Raw genomic sequence first — 18852 nt, forward strand, 5'->3', positions numbered from 1 at the left:
TACTGACGTGTTTGTCGCTGTAACCGCGGCTCCGTTTAGTTTGTCATTCGAAGTAACATTTCCAACATTTACTGCGGCAATTCCCGAAGTCTGATTTGCGTAAGAATCTGAATTAGCACATAATATTGAATTAATAACAAAGCTTGCATCTCCTGACGAACAACTACTAACTGAAGCTGAAATTGTATAAGTCCCCTTTGGTGCTGTAACCGTATTTCCGGTTTGAGTAACTCCAGCTGAAGGAGTTATTTTATATGTGTAAGCTGAATTATAATTATTGATAGTAAAACTTCCTAAAGTTACTGAACATGTAGGTTGAGTAATTGAACTCAACACTGGTGCTGACGGATTCGTGTTTACAGTCACAGTTACTGCTGTACGTGTGCTCTCACATCCGTTTCCAATCTGGCTTACATAATAAGTTCCTGTTGCAAGAGTTTCATCTCCTGTATATAATGTTCCGTTCGAAGAAGCGCTGTACCATTTGTATGTAGATCCAGACGGACTTAAGTCTTTTACTTTTTTGGCTTCAGCTGAACAGAATGTCTGTGCTGATGCCGAAGGTGCTGATGGAGTCGTATTTACCGTAACTGTTACCGCTGTGCGAGTGCTTTCACATCCGTTTGCAGTTTGGCTTACATAGTAAGTCCCCGTTGCAAGGGTTTCATTTCCTGTATATAATGTTCCGTTTGAAGCAGCGCTGTACCATTTGTATGTAGCTCCAGAAGGACTTAAATCGTTTACTTTTTTAGCTTCGGCAGAACAGAATGTCTGCGCTGATGCCGAAGGTGCAGACGGAGTTGTATTTACCGTAACTGTTACTGCTGTGCGAGAACTTTCACATCCATTTGCCATTTGGCTTACATAGTAAGTCCCCGTTGCAAGGGTTTCATTTCCTGTATATAATGTTCCGTTTGCAGAAGCGCTGTACCATTTGTACGCTGCTCCCCACGGACTCAAATCACTTACTTTTTTAGCTTCAGCTGAACAGAATGTCTGTGCTGATGCCGAAGGTGCTGATGGTATAGAATTTACTGTAACCGCCGTTGCTGTTGAAAATGCACTAGGACATCCAGAAGCATTGGTTACTCTAACACTATAACTTCCTGAAGTAGATACGGTGATTGATTGTGTTGTTGCTCCATTTGACCATAGATAGCTACTTCCTCCTGTCGAAGTTAAAATTACACTTTCTCCTTGACAGAATGTTGTTGCTCCATCCGCTGAAATAGAAGGTGCTGCTGGCGTAGGATTTACTGTAACTCCTACTAAGGTCCTTACACTTTCACAGTTATTAAGTGTTTGACTTACATAATAATTTCCAGAAATTAAAATGTCATCGCCTGAATATTGCGTTCCTCCAGTACTTGCATTGTACCATTTCAGAGCAAATCCTGTCGCAACCAGATCATTTACCTTTTTAGCATCATCCGCACAAAAAGTTTGAGCTGAAGCTGTAGGTGCAGCCGTAGTATTTATCGTAACAGTTACTTGAGTTCTTTGACTTTCGCAACCATTTAACGTTTGACTTACATAATAATTACCAGAAACTACAGTTTCATTTCCTGAATATTGTGTCCCGCCAGTATTTGAATCATACCATTTTAAGGCAGATCCAGTAGCCACTAAATTATTTACTTTTTTAGCCTCAGAAACACAATAAGTCTGAGCTGAAGCTGTAGGCGCTGCGGTAGTATTTATTGTAACCGACACTCTAGTTCTTGGACTTTCACCGCAACTATTACTTTGGCTTACAAAATAATTTCCAGAAGTTAAAGTTTCATTACCTATATATAAAGTACCTGCTGTAGCTGCACTATACCATTTATAGTCAGTTCCAGAAGGTGTTAAATCATTTACTTTTTTATTCTCGTTTACACAAAATGTTTGTGAAGAGGCTGATGGTGCAGATGGTATCGTACTAATAGCAACTGTAACCTTGGTTTTCTCACTTTCACCACAGCTATTTGCTGTTTGGGTAACATAATAATCCCCATTAGCCAAAGCTTGAGACGAAGTAAGAAGTGTTCCTGATGCATTGTACCACTTTAAAGCAGTTCCAGTAGCTTGTAAATTATTAACAGTACTATTGCTTGCAGCACAAAAAGATTGTAACGCAGCTGCAACTGGCGCTGAAGAATTTGAATTTATTGTTACTCGCACTGCTCCAGTCTTAGAACTTTCACAACCATTTACAGTCTGAGTTGCATAATAATTGGTATTATTAGTTAATAATTGGTTTGATGGCAATAGCGTACCATTATTATTATACCATTTTATATCACTACCTGTCGCAACCAGATTACCAACAGTTTTATTCTCTGAAGAACAGAATGTTTGATCAGAAGCTATTGGTGCAGCTGGTGCAAATATAACAGAAACACTAGAAGAGCTAGCGCTTATACAGTTTGAACTATTAGTTACTTTAACTGAATAAGTTCCATTTGTAGTAACAACAATATCACGTGAAGTTTCTCCAGTTGACCATAAATATCCACTACTGCTAGGTGCTCTTAACGTGATACTGCTTCCATCAAAACAACTAATTGAACCATTAGTTATAGTAGCCCCACTAGTTCTTGAACTAATACTAGGCGTAGTAGGTTGTGCATTAACTGTAACCTCTACTGGTTTTATAAACTGACATCCGTCAGCAGAAACTGCTTTTATATAATAAGTTCCTGAAGTCGCAACAGTACTTGGCGAAGATAGGCTAGTCGTTGCTCCAGCATTTGTCCAATAAGAAAGTGTCAGATTTGAAGAACTTCCTGTCGTAACAGAAGAAGCTGTTAAATTTACCGTTGAAGGTGCACAAACCGCAGCAGGATTTGTTACCACAAGATTTGCTGACTTTGGATTTACCGCAGCACTTGCAGAATTGTTTGCAGTATTTGTATCTACATCGTTTGGTAATGATGCCGTATTGGTATAATTTCCAGATGCGTTTACAGTAGCAACAATTTTTAATGTCATTGATGATTGTGCTTCTACATCACCAATTGTCCAAACTCCCGTTGTTGAATTATACACTCCAACTGATGGTGTTGAACTTACATACGTATAACCTGAAGGAAGTGAATCGGTTACTGAAATCCCAGAAACATTGTTCCCTCCTAAATTACTAACCTTAACCGTAAATTCTACATTAGATCCGATACAAGGCGCAGCAATATCTACTGTTTTAGTAATTCCTAAATCTGTACATAAAGTTACTGCAACTGTTTTAGAAGGAGTCTGAGCCCCACATACCAATGTAGAAGATACTGAATAGTTACCTGTTTTTGTTGCAACATATGTTGGAGAATTAGCACCACTTATCGCTGTTCCATTGTAATACCATTGATATGGAGCAAAACCAGGAGGTGTAGTTAATTCAGCGGAGTTATTTGTACAACCTCCTCCTTCGATGTATGTCAAACCAGGATCTCCTGGTAAAGCTGCAAAAGTTGAGAAAAAACCAGCCATCGAGAAACCTCCAGCTTGCTGAACTATCGAAACTGTTAGTTTAGCTTTACTTTCAATAGAAAGAACTTCAGGTCTTCCTATTTTCTCGCTATTAAAATTTATAATATACCAACCTGTTGAACCAATTTGATAACGAGCTCCAACTCCAGGTATATCTGTAGTTTTTTTGCCATTTATAGTAACATCTTTTTCAGCATCTTTTAATAAAATATATCCAAAATAATCTAAATTTCCAGAGGTATAGTTCTTAAATTTAGTTGTTTCTACAAACTCTGAGCCTCCACAGTCTGATACTGGTGCGATAGTTGAAATATCAACTTCACAATTTTGTGCTGTTCCTGAATAAACAGCTACACTCTTAGTGGCAACAATCCTAGAAGCTGTGAAATTAGTATTTGATACTCCATTAACGAAAGTAGTAAAATCACCAGCTTTTTTTAAGTTCACTGTTTTGGTTGAACTAGGCACCAAAGCTCCAGTTGTTGTAAAACTTTGAATTATTAAATCTGTATCATCTTTTGTTGCTACTACAGTAGTTTGCTCTGCTGTATCATTTCCTGTCCCTCTTTCAAGAAAATATTCAGTTCCTAAAACCGCTTCTGGGGGAATTTGATTGACTGCACCATCTCCACATCCACCAGGCATATCTATAGCAGCCGACGTATTCATAACGATAGGATTAGACGATTCTACCAACGTCCCTATCGCCGCTTTAAACAAATAACTCTGCCCTTGATTCAATGTAGTTACAATAACATCTTTTATTTTTATCGTTGTATTATTAGCCGTAGCCATAATAGTATAGATAGGCCTTTGATCTCCATAATTGTTAAAATTTCCTAGCGAACCATCTCTGTAATAACCCACTCTAAATCGCACTCCAAGTCCTGCATCACCAAAACTAGTTAATGCCGCATTTCCTTTTATTTCCTTATCTATATCAGTACCCGATAACGCATCGGAAGCTACGTTTCTTAAATTAATAGACACTGGAGCACTAGCTTCTACAATTAATCCTATTCCGCTTAAAACGGTATTAAAAACGTACGCCTTTGTTGCTGTTGGACTTGGTGCGCCAGTAAATCTGTATACTGCTGGATTTCCTTTAGTGGCTGTAAGGTTAGTTACTAATGTCCCATCGCTTTTTAATAAACGAATGTTTGCACTACTTGTAGAATTTGTTGCTACAACAATTTCATTCGCATTATTAAAATACTGCCAAGGAGCTGGTGCAATATAATGCTTGGTATAAAATTGAGCCGTAGCGTTGTGGGCTGTTAGTAATAAAAAAACAATAAAAAATAGTAGTCTAGAAAATCTAGACTGATTAAAAGTAAAGTTACGCATAGACAACTTGGGTTTGTGGAACAGAAATTTTATTTGCTAAAAAACGGATGATCGTTTTTAGCATATTGGTGAGATACGTGAAAAAAAGTATGTTGGATTTTAAAAAACTTAAAAAAGTTTTTTCAAGACTTACACAAAAAAAGGACATTATGCAGACCATGACATTGGATTAAAAAAGACTATAAAAGTCCTTTAGGTTTTAAATTAAGTAGATTTGGAAGTGCGAAAGTATATCGAGGAATGAAATCACACCTCATTATTTCGACAAAATGCACATAAACTCGTCAAACAACCTTTTTTAACAATTGTTTATCGCTTGAGAATTGAAAAAACATGAATATTTGACAGCAAAGAAGTGGAATTTTCTTAAATAATTGAGTTAATTTTAAATTCTTACAGAATTTAATGACAAATAAGTAAAATAACGTAAGAATTCAAAGTTGTACAAAAAGAAAAAAGCTATTTAAAACAAATAGCTGATAGTCAAAAACATACTTAAAAACAGACTTAATATAATTATTGAAGAAACTTGATGTTACGTTTTAGACCATCAAATTTGGTTCTTTTAATGGGAGAATTTTTAAAAACTAGCTTAAAGGTTTCTTCAGTAATTTCCATCCAGTCTTTTTTAGTAAAAGAAAGTAGTTCTGGATTAGGATTGAATAAAGGTTCTGAATGTGGTTTAGAAAATCGATTCCACGGACAAACATCTTGACAAGTATCACAGCCAAACATCCATTCATCAAATTTTCCTTTCATTTCTTCTGGAAGGTTTTCTTTTAACTCAATAGTATAATAAGAAATGCATTTACTGCCATCAACAATATAAGGTGCCACGATTGCTTGTGTTGGACATGCATCTATGCAGGCTGTACAAGATCCGCAGTGGTCTGTAACTGCGTGATCGTATTCTAATTCTAAGTCAATAATAAGTTCGGCTATGAAGTAAAAGGAACCGACTTTTTGAGTAATTAGATTACTGTTTTTTCCAATCCATCCCAAACCACTTTTTGCTGCCCACGCTTTATCTAAAACAGGTGCTGAATCAACAAAGGCGCGTCCAGACACGTCTCCAATATTTTCTTGAATAGAGTGGAGCAATTCTTTCAGCTTATCTTTAATTACAAAATGGTAGTCTTGTCCGTAGGCATATTTTGAAATCTTAAAACTCTCGTCGTTTTGTATCGAATCGGGATAGTAATTAAGCAAAAGTGATACGACACTTTTACCGTCATCTACCAGTAAAGTGGGATCTAAACGTTTATCAAAATGGTTTTCCATATAAGCCATCTGACCATTACGATTGTTCTTTAACCAATTTTCAAGTCGAGGCGCTTCCTGTTCCAAAAAACCTGCTTTAGATATACCACAAGAAAGAAAGCCAAGCCTTTTTGCTTCCTCTTTTATAAATTTCGAATATTTTTCTTTGGAATTAATCATTATCTTTCAGAAAAAACAACTTCAACACCAACAGGCTTTAAGGTAATTAACGGATTAAAATTGACAGTATCTCCTACTGACATAATTTTATACTTTTTGACGACATGAGAAATCGCCAAACACATTTCATAAATAGCAAATCCAGCACCAATACACATTCTTGGTCCCGCTCCAAAAGGATAAAAGTATTGCATAGAATGCTTTTTCTGTTCGCCTAAAAAACGGTCCGGATTAAAATTATCTGGGTTTTCCCAATATTTCGGATTTCGATGCAACTCATAAAAAGAAACACCTATCAGAGTGTCTTTTTTTATAGTGAATTCTCCTAAAATATCATCTTCTACATTTTGTCTGTCGGTAATCCAGGCCGGAGGATACAAACGCATTGACTCATTCAAAACTGCATTTATATAAGTCATTTTTTGCAACTGCTCTACAATGTCCTTACTTTCAGATTCAACTTTAAGGATTTCATCCAATACCTTTTGCTGCACATCTGAATGATTTCCCAATAAATGCAATGTAAAAGTCAGAGCGTTGGCAGTTGTTTCATGCCCCGCAATAAAAAGAATCTTAATTTCGTCTATTAACTGCTCAATGGACATTCCCTCGCCAGTATCTTCATAACGAGTTTCCAAAAGCATATTGAGCAGATCATTAACTTCAGTTTTTGAAGCAGTTCTCTCTTCAATAATCCCTCTAATGATTTCATTGTTTTCTTCAGCCAATTGAAGATGTTTCTTTACCTGACCTGTAATAGAAAACCACCAAGCTTTATGCGGTAATCTAATTTCTTTAATTAAAAAATTCTGGACTGCTTCAATAATATATTTAATTCGATCTAACTTTTCATCCGCGATAGAAAATTGAAATAATGATTTAGCCACAACATTAAACGCCAATTCACTCATAACAGGAAAAAGATCAACTTTCTCATTTGAAATTATCCCTTCCAACTCAGAAGCAATAGTCGTTTTCATATTTTCAACCAGCTGATTCATTTTTTGCTTATGAAATGCTGGTTGAATAAGCCTTCTTTGCTTTAACCAAAATTCTCCATCAACAGTCAGCAGTCCTTTACCCAAATATTTAGACAGATAAACAGACTGAAATTTAGATTTATGATAATTCTTATGATTTTTCTGCAGTATATATTGAGCAACATCATTATCTCTTGATAGGATAATATGCCTCGATTTTCCAATTTTTATAGAAAAAGAATCTCCAAAACGCTCAAAATATTTTTTATGATACGGTATAGGATTTCTACGAACGCCTTCAGCATCCTTAAAAAATCTAAAAATAGATAGTCTTTGCGGATAATTGTATATTTTACTTTGAGGCATTTTATTAATTATTCAAACAGACCTCCTTGAATATTGGTGTTGATTTTACCGAGATGTTTATACGCTTTATCGGTAACTTCTCTTCCACGAGGTGTTCTCATGATAAATCCTTCTTGAATTAAAAAAGGCTCATAGACTTCTTCGATTGTTTCACTGCTCTCACTAACTGCAGTTGCTAGTGTCGAAAGTCCGACAGGTCCTCCTTTAAATTTATTGATAATGGTTAACAGTATTTTATTATCCATTTCATCCAGACCATGAGCATCTACATTTAGTGCTTTTAAGGCATATCTTGAAATTTCTATGTCAATTCTCCCATTCCCTTTAATCTGAGCAAAATCTCGAACACGTCTTAGCAACGCGTTTGCGATACGAGGAGTACCACGACTTCTTCCTGCAATTTCAATTGCAGCTTCCAAGTCAATAGGCATTTTTAATATAGAAGCACTTCTTTCAACAATAGTCGTTAAAAGTTCAGTAGTATAATATTGTAAACGTGAAGATATTCCGAAACGAGCACGCATCGGAGCTGTTAACAATCCTGAACGTGTAGTCGCTCCAATCAAAGTAAAAGGATTCAAATTGATTTGAACAGTTCGTGCATTTGGGCCAGATTCAATCATAATATCAATCTTAAAATCCTCCATTGCCGAATATAAATATTCTTCAACAACTGGACTTAATCTATGAATCTCATCAATGAACAAAACATCTCTTTCATCTAAGTTAGTTAGCAAACCAGCTAAATCACCAGGCTTATCTAAAACGGGACCAGAAGTAATTTTAATTCCAACCTGTAATTCGTTAGCTAAGATATTCGCCAGAGTAGTTTTTCCAAGACCAGGCGGCCCATGAAAAAGAGCATGATCGAGTGCTTCACCACGCTGATTAGCCGCAGCAACAAATACTTTTAAATTTTCCAAAACTTGATCTTGTCCTGCAAAATCATCAAATGACAGCGGACGCAATCTTTTTTCAAGATCTAACTCTTCTGAGTTATATCCTTTAGTAGTAGGATCGAGGTTTTCATTCATCCTACAAAGATATATAAACTAATTAGTTTGGAAAACAGAATAAAATTCAAATTCCAAATAAGAAATCCCAAATTCCAATAAATAGGAATCTATCGGATTTGGAATTTGGAATTTTCATAGTTTGAACTTTAATAAAAACAAAAAGACCATCTTTTCAGATGGTCTTTCTTTTTATTTTTAGTGGTGTAAAACTTCTTCACCTTCTTTCATTGGTACATTTTGAGGAACAAAATCTACATCATGATTTGGGTTACTGTAGTCATACGGCCAACGGTATACGTGAGGAATTTCTCCTGGCCAGTTTCCGTGAATGTGTTCAACTGGAGTAGTCCACTCTAAAGTAGTAGATTTCCATGGGTTTTGAACTGCTTTCTTACCGTAGAAAATACTGCTAAAGAAGTTGTATAAGAATACTAATTGGAACGCACCTCCTACAAGAGCAAATGTTGTAATTAAAACATTCACATTTTGTAAATCATCAAATAATGGGAAGTTTGTATTAGTATAATAACGTCTTGGTAAACCTGCTAATCCAATAAAGTGCATTGGGAAGAAAACTCCATAAGCACAAACTGCAGTTACCCAGAAGTGGATATAACCTAAGTTTTTATTTAACATTCTTCCGTACATTTTAGGGAACCAGTGGTAAATACCAGCAAACATTCCGTAAAGTGCAGAGATACCCATTACTAAGTGAAAGTGAGCAATTACGAAATAAGTATCGTGAACGTTAATATCTAAAGTACTATCTCCTAAAATGATACCTGTTAAACCTCCAGTGATGAAAGTAGAAACCATTCCGATAGAGAACAACATTGCAGGGTTAAACTGTAAGTTACCTTTCCATAAAGTTGTAATCCAGTTAAATGCTTTTACAGCAGATGGAATTGCAATCAATAAAGTTGTAAAAGTAAACACAGATCCTAAGAAAGGATTCATACCTGAAATAAACATGTGGTGACCCCAAACGATTGTTGATAAGAATGCAATTGCAAGAACTGACATAATCATCGCTCTGTAACCAAAAATAGGTTTACGAGCATTTGTAGCCATAATTTCAGAAACAAGACCCATCGCTGGTAAGATTACAATGTAAACCTCAGGGTGACCTAAGAACCAGAATAAGTGCTCAAACAATACAGGTGAACCACCTTGGTAGTGTAAAACTTCTCCAGCAATATAGATATCAGATAAGAAGAATGAAGTACCAAAACTTCTATCAAAGATCAATAATAAAGCTGCAGATAATAATACTGGAAATGAAATAACACCAATAATAGCTGTTACGAAAAATGTCCAGATTGTAAGCGGAAGTCTAGTCATAGACATTCCTTTAGTTCTTAAGTTAAGTACAGTAACAATGTAATTTAAAGATCCCATCAAAGAAGATGCGATGAAAATAGCCATAGATACTAACCATAATGTCATACCTGTTCCTGATCCCGGAATTGCTTGTGGCAATGCACTCAAAGGAGGGTAAATTGTCCATCCTGCAGATGCTGGTCCAGCTTCAACAAATAAAGAACATAACATTACAACAGCTGATAAGAAAAACAACCAATATGAAATCATATTCATAAATCCAGATGCCATATCTCTTGCTCCAATTTGAAGCGGAATCAATAAGTTACTGAACGTTCCACTCAAACCTGCCGTCAGTACAAAGAATACCATGATGGTACCGTGAATTGTAACTAAAGCCAGATAAATATCATTCGCCATTACACCATCTGGTGCAAATTTATCTCCTAATAAAACATTAAATATCTTGAAAGACTCTTCTGGCCACGCTAACTGCATTCTAAATAATAAAGACATTGCAATACCAATGATTCCCATAATAATACCAGTAATCAAGTATTGTTTAGCAATCATTTTGTGGTCTATACTAAAAATATATTTAGTAATAAACGTGTCTTTATGATGATGTTCGTGCTCGTGATCGTGTCCGTGATCGTGATCGTGCGCTTCTGCTGACATATATGTGTACTTTAAATTTTCTAAATTAATTATTTCATCGCAACTTTAGCTACAGCCGCTTTTACTGTATCAACTACTGCTTTTACAGTATCGATTACTTTTGCAGCAGAGTCTGCAGTTGGTGCAGCTCCTTCAGCTGGTTTCTCAGCAGCAGCTGCCGCTTTAATATCTTGAGCTAAAGTAGTTTTCTCACTTAACCATTTTTTGTAATCTTCAGGAGTATCAACTACAACTTTCATTTGCATATTGTAGTGAGAAGCTCCACAAATTTTATTACATAATAATAAGTAATCAAATGTATAAGGATCTAAAGCTGTACCACCTTTTGCAACTAACTCAGTACTTTTTTCAGCTCTAAGTTTGTTGATATTTGCAACTTTTTCAACCATAAATGGTAACTCTCTGTATTCTGAAGTAGTATAAGTTGGTACGAAAGCAAATTCAGTAACCATACCAGGAACACAGTTCATTTGTGCTCTAAAGTGAGGGAAGTAAGCAGAGTGCAATACATCCTGAGAACGCATTTTAAAGTGAACTTTTTTTCCTTTAGGGATATGTAATTCTGAAACTACGATATCATCTTGAGCGTTAGGATCTGACATATCAACTCCTAATGTATTAACTCCTTCGATTAAACGTACGTTAGCTTTACCTAATACGTTATCTTGTCCAGCGTATCTTGCAGTCCATTTAAATTGCTGAGCATATAATTCAATCTCGATTACATCTTCATCTTTATCAACGAACATAATGTTATTCCAAGCGTATAATCCATAAAGAATTAAACAAGCTAAAACAACAGAAGGAATGATACTCCAAATTGCTTCTAATTTATTACTATCAGCAAAAAACAATGCTTTTTTATCTTTGTTACCTTTATATTTAAAAGAAAACCAGTATAATAAACCTTGCGTGATTACCTGAACTGTAAAAATTAAAACCCAAGTAATATTCATTAAATTATCTACTAAACCACCATGCTCAGAAGCAGGGGTATGAAGTGCCAAATTACCCCATTTTAGCAAACCATAAATCGTAAATATATAGATGAAAGCTAAAAAGCCAAACATAATATATCCTTGAATGTTATTATCATTATCCGATGCAACCTGAGAATCATCCGAAGAAGTTCCGACCTGCGTAAGATCAAATATCTTCGTCAATTGCCATAATGCAACCGCTAATAAAACTAAAACTATAATTACCAACAAACTTGTCATCTGTTTACTTCTTTAAATATTAATAATGAAAATGTTTACTTTCTTCGATGAAAGGATTTCTTTTTGCAAGCAAAGGAGATTTAGTTAATGCAGTAAATACAACAAATATAAATAGACCTAAGAAGAAAAGAATCGATGCAATTTCAGGAACTCCAATAAACCATTTGTCTCCTACAGTACCAGGCATAATCATATTAAAGAAATCAACATAATGACCTAATAATATCACAATACCAGCCATAACAACAACCCAGTTAAGACGTTTAAAGTCAGTATTGATTAATATTAATAATGGGAAAACAAAGTTCATAACAACCGCTCCAAAGAAAGGAAGGTTATATAATTGAATTCTTGTTACAAAATAAGTTACCTCTTCTGGAATGTTAGCGTACCAAATCAACATGAATTGAGAGAACCATAAATAAGTCCAGAATACACTAATACCAAACATAAACTTAGCTAAATCATGGATATGACTTGTATTTACATATTCTAAATATCCTTTTGATTTTAAATAAATTGTTACCAATGCAATAGCAGTAATTCCACTTACAAAGAATGATGCAAATACATACCATCCAAATAATGTACTAAACCAGTGTGGATCAAATGACATAATCCAATCCCAAGACATGATAGACTCAGAAACAATGAAGAATACTAAGAATCCTGCAGAAGCTTTGAAGTTCTTTTTGTAGTAAAGATCATCATTTGCTTCATCTTGAGCTAAACAGTTTTTTCTAGAAAAATGACGGTATAAATTCCATCCTGCCAAGAAGATAGCTGCTCTTACAATCCAGAATGGAAAGTTTAAGTATCCTGATTTTCCTGCAATGATAGCATCATAATTTGGGCTTTTAGGATCAGTAACTCCTTCACCTAACCATACAAAAATATGATTAAAGTGTAATCCACATAATACTAAAAGTATAAAGAAGATGATAGAACCAGCTGGTAGGTAAGCTGTTATACCTTGCATAACTCTAAATAAAACTGGAGACCAACCTGCTTGAGCTACTTGTTGAATAGCGTAGAAAGCTAAAACTCCCATTGAAAGCAGTAAAAAGAAAATACAAGCTACATATACTGCAGACCAAGGCTTATTTTGCAATTGGTGTAATACGTGCTCTAAATGTTTTTCGTGCTCATTTGCGCCAGAAACTTCTGCATGTGCAGCCCCCTTATGAGAATCATGTGCTGCTTCAGCTGCTTCATGATGACCTGCTTCTTTGTGAGATGCCTCCGCTTTTTCTTCATGCGCAGCGCCATGAGAACCATGTTCATCTGCAGCTAGTATTTTTTCAACTTCTTGAATATCTTTTGGTGCACTTAAAAAACCATACCCAATTCCTAATAGACCAACGGCCATTAAGATGATAGAAAAAGTTTTTAATTTACTTGAAAATGTATACATATCTATTACGATCAGTTTGTTCAACAATTATAATTGGCTTTTTAGTTTCAGAACATAGTCAGCAACTAACCAACGTTCGTGAGCACTTAATTGATTTGCATGTGAACCCATTGCATTTAAACCATAAGTCTCAACATGAAAGATACTTCCTTCTGTGATTTCTCTGTCTTTATAGCTAGGTACTCCAAGAAATTTCTCTCTTTCAACCAATTTACCTTTACCATTACCAGTAGCACCGTGGCAGCTGATACAGTAAATCTCGAAAAGCTCTTTACCTTTTCCAGAATTTCTTTCGATAGAATCCAAAGGAGATTTTAAATTAGCTTTTGCTAATTCATAACCTGCCGTTGAATTTTCATATTCATAAGGTTCAAAACCTCTATTGATAGTTCCTGCAACAGGAAGCTGTCCTTCTTTTCCTCCCTTAAATATTTTTGCTTCTGTATATGGCTCGTAAGCAACAGATTCATACATATTTGGGAAATACTGATAGTTCGGTGCCGAATTATTGTGGCAAGATGAAACTAAAATAGTTATACCAACTAAAAGTGTTATTTTATATATCCTTTTCATAGCTACAATTAATTCTTATCTATTACTTTAACTTCGACAGCTCCAGTTCCTTCAAAGAAAGAAACTAATTCAGCCTCGTTATCATTTACAGCAACCTCCATTAAAAAGTGGTCATCTGTTGTTCTTACATCAGGGTTTTCAGCTTCTTTAAAAGGCCATAATCTACTTCTCATGTAAAAAGTAATTACCATTAAGTGAGCTGCAAAAAATACAGTCATCTCAAACATAATTGGCACGAAGGATGGCATATTTTGGATAAAACTAAAACTTGGTTTACCTCCAATATCCTGTGGCCAGTCATGAATCATGATGTATCCCATCATAGTCGTTGCAACAGAAATACCAACACATCCATATAAAAAAGCACATATTGCTAATCTTGTTGGTGCTAATCCCATGGCTTTATCCAATCCGTGAACTGGGAATGGAGTAAAAACCTCTTCAATATGATGATGAGCAGCTCTAGTTTTCTTTACTGCATTCATCAAAACGTCATCGTCATTATAAATGGCGTATATTACTTTATTACTCATGATGTGAATCTTTACTGTTTGCTCTTTCTCTAATGTAATTATCTCCAGTTCCTTTTAAAATTGTTTTAACCTCTGCCTGAGCAATTACAGGGAATGTTCTAGAGTATAATAAAAACAATACAAAGAAGAAACCAATTGTTCCAATGAAAATTCCAATATCAACAAATGTTGGTGAGAACATTGTCCAAGAAGATGGAAGGTAATCTCTATGTAAAGAAGTAACAATAATTACGAATCTTTCAAACCACATACCGATGTTTACCACAATCGAGATGATAAATGAGAACATGATACTTGTTCTTAATTTTTTGAACCACATGAACTGAGGAGAGAACACGTTACAAGTCATCATTGACCAATATGCCCACCAGTAAGGCCCAGTAGCTCTGTTTAAGAATGCATATTGCTCATATTCTACACCTGAATACCAAGCTACAAATAACTCAGTGATGTAAGCCACACCAACGATAGATCCAGTAATCATGATAATGATATTCATTAACTCGATATGCTGTAATGTGATGTATGCTTCAAGGTTAGAAACTTTTCTCATAACGATCAACAATGTATTTACCATCGCAAATCCTGAGAAAACCGCTCCAGCAACGAAGTATGGAGGGAAAATTGTTGTATGCCATCCTGGAATTACCGAAGTAGCAAAGTCCATAGATACAATTGTGTGTACAGAAAGTACAAGAGGAGTAGCTAAACCAGCAAGTACCAAAGATACTTCTTCAAAACGTTGCCAATCTTTTGCTCTACCGCTCCATCCAAAACTTAAGATAGAATAAACTCTTTTGTTAAATGGAGTTATAGCTCTATCACGTAGCATTGCAAAGTCAGGTAATAAACCAGTCCACCAGAAAACTAATGATACTGAAAGATAAGTTGAAATCGCAAATACGTCCCAAAGTAAAGGTGAGTTAAAGTTTACCCATAAAGATCCAAATTGATTTGGAATAGGTAATACCCAGTATGCTAACCATGGACGTCCCATGTGAATAATTGGAAATAAACCTGCCTGTACAACAGAGAAAATGGTCATAGCTTCCGCAGAACGGTTAATCGCCATTCTCCAGCGCTGACGGAAAAGTAATAATACCGCAGAAATTAATGTACCGGCGTGACCAATACCAACCCACCAAACGAAGTTAGTAATATCCCAAGCCCAGCCAACTGTTTTATTTAATCCCCATGTTCCGATACCGGTAGATACGGTGTAAATTATACAACCTAACCCCCAAAGGAAGGCTATTAATGCGATTGAAAATACAATCCACCATTGTTTATTTGCAGGTCCTTCAACAGGCGCTGCCACATCTACAGTTACATCGTGATATGATTTATCACCTATAACTAAAGGTTTTCTAATGGGTGCTTCGTAGTGAGACGACATAATCCTTTATATTGTTTCTTATTAATAATTTACTAAGTGTTTCTAACTTTTACATGATAGAAAACATTTGGTTTTGTACCAACATGCTCTAATAAGTGATAAGCTCTTTCGCTTTCAGCTAATTTAGCAACTTCACTCTCTTTATCATTTACGTCTCCAAAGACCATTGCTCCAGAAGAACAAGCTGCAGAACAAGCACAAGCATTGTTGAACTCATCTTTCGCTACTACTCTACCTTCACGTTTTGCTTGAAGAATTACAGCTTGAGTACTTTGGATACAGAAAGAACATTTTTCCATAACTCCACGAGAACGAACGTTTACGTCTGGGTTTAATACCATACGACCTAAATCGTCATTCATATGATAATCGAATTCACTGTTTTTGTTGTACAAGAACCAGTTGAAACGACGAACTTTATAAGGACAGTTGTTTGCACAGTAACGAGTACCAACACATCTGTTATAAGCCATGTGGTTTTGACCTTGACGACCGTGAGAAGTTGCAGCAACAGGACAAACTGTTTCACAAGGTGCGTGGTTACAGTGCTGACACATTACTGGTTGGAATGCTACTTGTGGATTATCTCCTGGTTTTTCCATTTCATTAAATGTAGATAATGAGCTAGATAAACCTGCAATTCCTTCTTTTCTTTCGTTATCTCCTTCAAAAGTGCTTTCAGAAGAATAGTATCTATCGATACGTAACCAGTGCATATCACGGCTTCTTCTTACCTCTGCTTTACCTACAACTGGAACGTTGTTTTCAGCGTGACAAGCGATAACGCAAGCCCCACAACCAGTACAAGCATTTAAGTCGATTGAAAGGTTGAAGTGGTGACCGGTTGTACGATCAAATGATTCCCATAAATCTACGGTTGTAGCTTCAACTTCTTGGTGATCTAAAGATACCATTGGTTTTTCATTCCAATGTTCAGCATCTTTAGTATTGAATATTTCTAAAGAAGTTTCTTTAATAATATCTCCTCTACCCATCAAAGTTTTCTGACCTTGAACACAAGCAAACTCATGTACTCCAGCAGCTTTTGCAATAGAAACAGATTGAACACTATTAAAACCTTTATATAAAGCGTAAGCATTTAAACCTACTTGCATTTCTTCTTTAAGAGCCGCTTTACGACCGTAACCAAGAGCTAGACCTAAAGTTCCAACTGCTTGACCTGGCTGAACGATAACTGGAACATTTTCCAATTTAACTCCATCAACAGTAAGAGTAGCATAACTACCATCTAAACCTCCATTAGCAACAATTTCGTTTGATAATCCAAGTTTTTTAGCATCTGCATTAGAAACTGTAACGTAGTTATCCCAAGAAACTCTTGTAATTGGATCTGGAAACTCTTGTAACCAAGGGTTGTTAGCGTGCTGACCATCTCCTAATCCAGTTTTAGTATATAATACTAATTCAAACTCACCAGCAGATTTAGATTTTGCAACCGCGTTTGCAGCAGAAGCAGCATCAATAGCACCACCAGATAATACTGAAGATCCTATAATAGCTACACCGTCATGTAATACTTTATTCCAAGAAGTTCCTGTAGTGTAAGCTCCAGAATTTGCTTTTAAATAGTCATAAAAAGTACCAGCTGTACCATTTACTGACAATAAAACATCTTGAAATTGTTTTGTATTAAAGATAGGACGGATTGTAGGCTGAGTTAAGCTGTATGTTCCGCTTGTAAGCTCAAGATCTCCCCAAGACTCTAAATAGTGAGGAGCCGGTGCAGCAATAGAAACGATTGATGCAGTTTCATCTTCTTTTAATGAAAAAGCAACTGATGTTTTAACTTTTTTCAATCCAGATACGAAAGAAGCTGAATCAGCTAAAGTGTAAACAGGATTAACTCCACTCATAATTAAAGTATGAACACTTCCTGCATTCAAATCTTTAATTAACTGTGCAACTACAGCATTAGAACCTTTTCTAATTTGTCTTGCTCCAGCAGTATTAAAAGCTTCACTAGCCAATGCTTGATTGATAGCTAAAACTAATAATTGAGCATTTTTATCTTCAATTCCAGATACTAAAACTCCTTTTGAACCAGCAGCTTTAAGTTGCTGAGCAGCTTTTACTACTTCAGTCTTAAATGCACCTTCCAAAGAAACAGGAACAGAAGCACCTACAACGATATTATAAATTTGAACTAAAGCTTGTTTTTGTGCAGCTGTAGTCATTGGAACACGCTTATCAGCAGCCGCTCCAGATAATGTCATATTTGATTCAAACTGGAAGTGACGAGACATTTTTCCATTTTGAGGAATACGCCCTTTTGCATATCCAGAATCGTATCCACCACCTTGCCAGTCTCCTAAGAAATCAGCACCAACAGATACAATTAAAGAAGCTTTTGAGAAATCGTAATCAACTAAAGCTCTCTGACCATACGCAGCTTCAAAAGCATCTAAAGCTTCAGATGAAGAAACTGCATCATATACTACATGCTTCGCGTTTGGATTTTTTGCAATAAACTCAGCAATTAATTTTTCAGTAGATGGACTCGCTAAAGTATTTGTTAATAATACTACTTGTCCGCCTTTTGCTTTTGCATCAGCTAAACTTGATTTGATTTTTAAATCAACCGCAGACCAAGAAGAATCTTTTCCGTCTACTTTTGGTTCTTTCAAACGAGCGCTATCATACAATCCTAAAATAGATGCATGAATTCTTGCGTTAGCTGCAAATTTAGCTCCAGCAATTGTATTGTTTTCAATTTTAATTGGACGACCCTCACGAGTTTTTACCAAAAGATTAGCAAAATCAAATCCATCAAAAACTGTAGTTGCATAATAATCTGCAACACCAGGAATGATTTGTTCTGGTTGTAATACATAAGGGATAGACTTGTGAACAGGACCTTCGCAAGCAGCTAATGTTACAGCCGCCGTACTAAACCCTACGTACTTTAAAAAGTCACGACGTGAAGTTCCTGATGTAGATAAAGCATCAGCGTTACCCAAAAACTCATCAGTAGGAATTTCTTCAACAAACTCGTTATTTCTAAGCGCCTCAACAATAGAGCTATTTTCTAGCTCTTCAACACTTTTCCAGTATTTTTTGTTTGATGACATTGTATATATATATTA

At 35.7% G+C, this 18852-nt stretch carries 11 protein-coding genes; all 11 read right to left on the minus strand.

Annotation, left to right across the window (positions count from 1 at the left end):
* The coding region (locus ACWA1F_RS00005) for an Ig-like domain-containing protein (RefSeq protein WP_456890638.1) at positions 1 to 4812 on the minus strand (4812 nt) is incomplete at its 3' end.
* A 516-nt stretch (positions 4813 to 5328) separates the two neighbouring features.
* Entirely contained in the window at positions 5329 to 6252 is a 924-nt protein-coding gene (gene queG / locus ACWA1F_RS00010) for a tRNA epoxyqueuosine(34) reductase QueG (protein WP_456890640.1), read from the minus strand.
* Positions 6252 to 7598, minus strand: coding sequence for a cytochrome P450 (locus ACWA1F_RS00015; protein ID WP_456890642.1), 1347 nt, complete (start codon positions 7596 to 7598; stop codon positions 6252 to 6254). Before ACWA1F_RS00015 ends, queG begins: the two co-directional genes overlap by 1 nt.
* Positions 7599 to 7606: 8 nt before the next feature.
* Positions 7607 to 8632 (minus strand): Holliday junction branch migration DNA helicase RuvB, encoded by a 1026-nt coding sequence (ruvB, locus tag ACWA1F_RS00020; protein WP_125722271.1) that lies wholly within the window; start codon positions 8630 to 8632, stop codon positions 7607 to 7609.
* Positions 8633 to 8809: 177 nt separating this feature from the next.
* Positions 8810 to 10612: a cytochrome c oxidase subunit I gene (locus ACWA1F_RS00025; RefSeq protein ID WP_306161305.1), complete on the minus strand. Its 1803-nt coding sequence runs from the start codon at positions 10610 to 10612 to the stop codon at positions 8810 to 8812.
* 29 nt (positions 10613 to 10641) lie between these two features.
* The gene (locus ACWA1F_RS00030) at positions 10642 to 11832 is read right to left on the minus strand and encodes a cytochrome c oxidase subunit II (protein ID WP_456890644.1); all 1191 of its coding nucleotides are present in this window, start codon (positions 11830 to 11832) and stop codon (positions 10642 to 10644) included.
* 19 nt (positions 11833 to 11851) lie between these two features.
* Positions 11852 to 13246, minus strand: coding sequence for a quinol:cytochrome C oxidoreductase (locus ACWA1F_RS00035; RefSeq protein WP_306161301.1), 1395 nt, complete (start codon positions 13244 to 13246; stop codon positions 11852 to 11854).
* A 27-nt stretch (positions 13247 to 13273) separates the two neighbouring features.
* Positions 13274 to 13819: a c-type cytochrome gene (locus ACWA1F_RS00040; RefSeq protein WP_057117453.1), complete on the minus strand. Its 546-nt coding sequence runs from the start codon at positions 13817 to 13819 to the stop codon at positions 13274 to 13276.
* An 8-nt stretch (positions 13820 to 13827) separates the two neighbouring features.
* On the minus strand, positions 13828 to 14352 hold the full coding sequence (locus tag ACWA1F_RS00045; RefSeq protein WP_306161299.1) for a DUF3341 domain-containing protein: 525 nt from the start codon (positions 14350 to 14352) through the stop codon (positions 13828 to 13830).
* Entirely contained in the window at positions 14345 to 15748 is a 1404-nt protein-coding gene (gene nrfD, locus ACWA1F_RS00050; RefSeq protein WP_008466839.1) for an NrfD/PsrC family molybdoenzyme membrane anchor subunit, read from the minus strand. The genes ACWA1F_RS00045 and nrfD overlap by 8 nt, the downstream gene beginning before the upstream one ends.
* A gap of 32 nt (positions 15749 to 15780) precedes the next feature.
* A complete protein-coding gene (locus ACWA1F_RS00055; protein ID WP_456890648.1) occupies positions 15781 to 18837 on the minus strand; it encodes a TAT-variant-translocated molybdopterin oxidoreductase in 3057 nt (1018 codons plus the stop codon).
* Between the last annotated feature and the right edge of the window lie 15 nt (positions 18838 to 18852).

This window comes from Flavobacterium erigeronis, assembly GCF_054075165.1.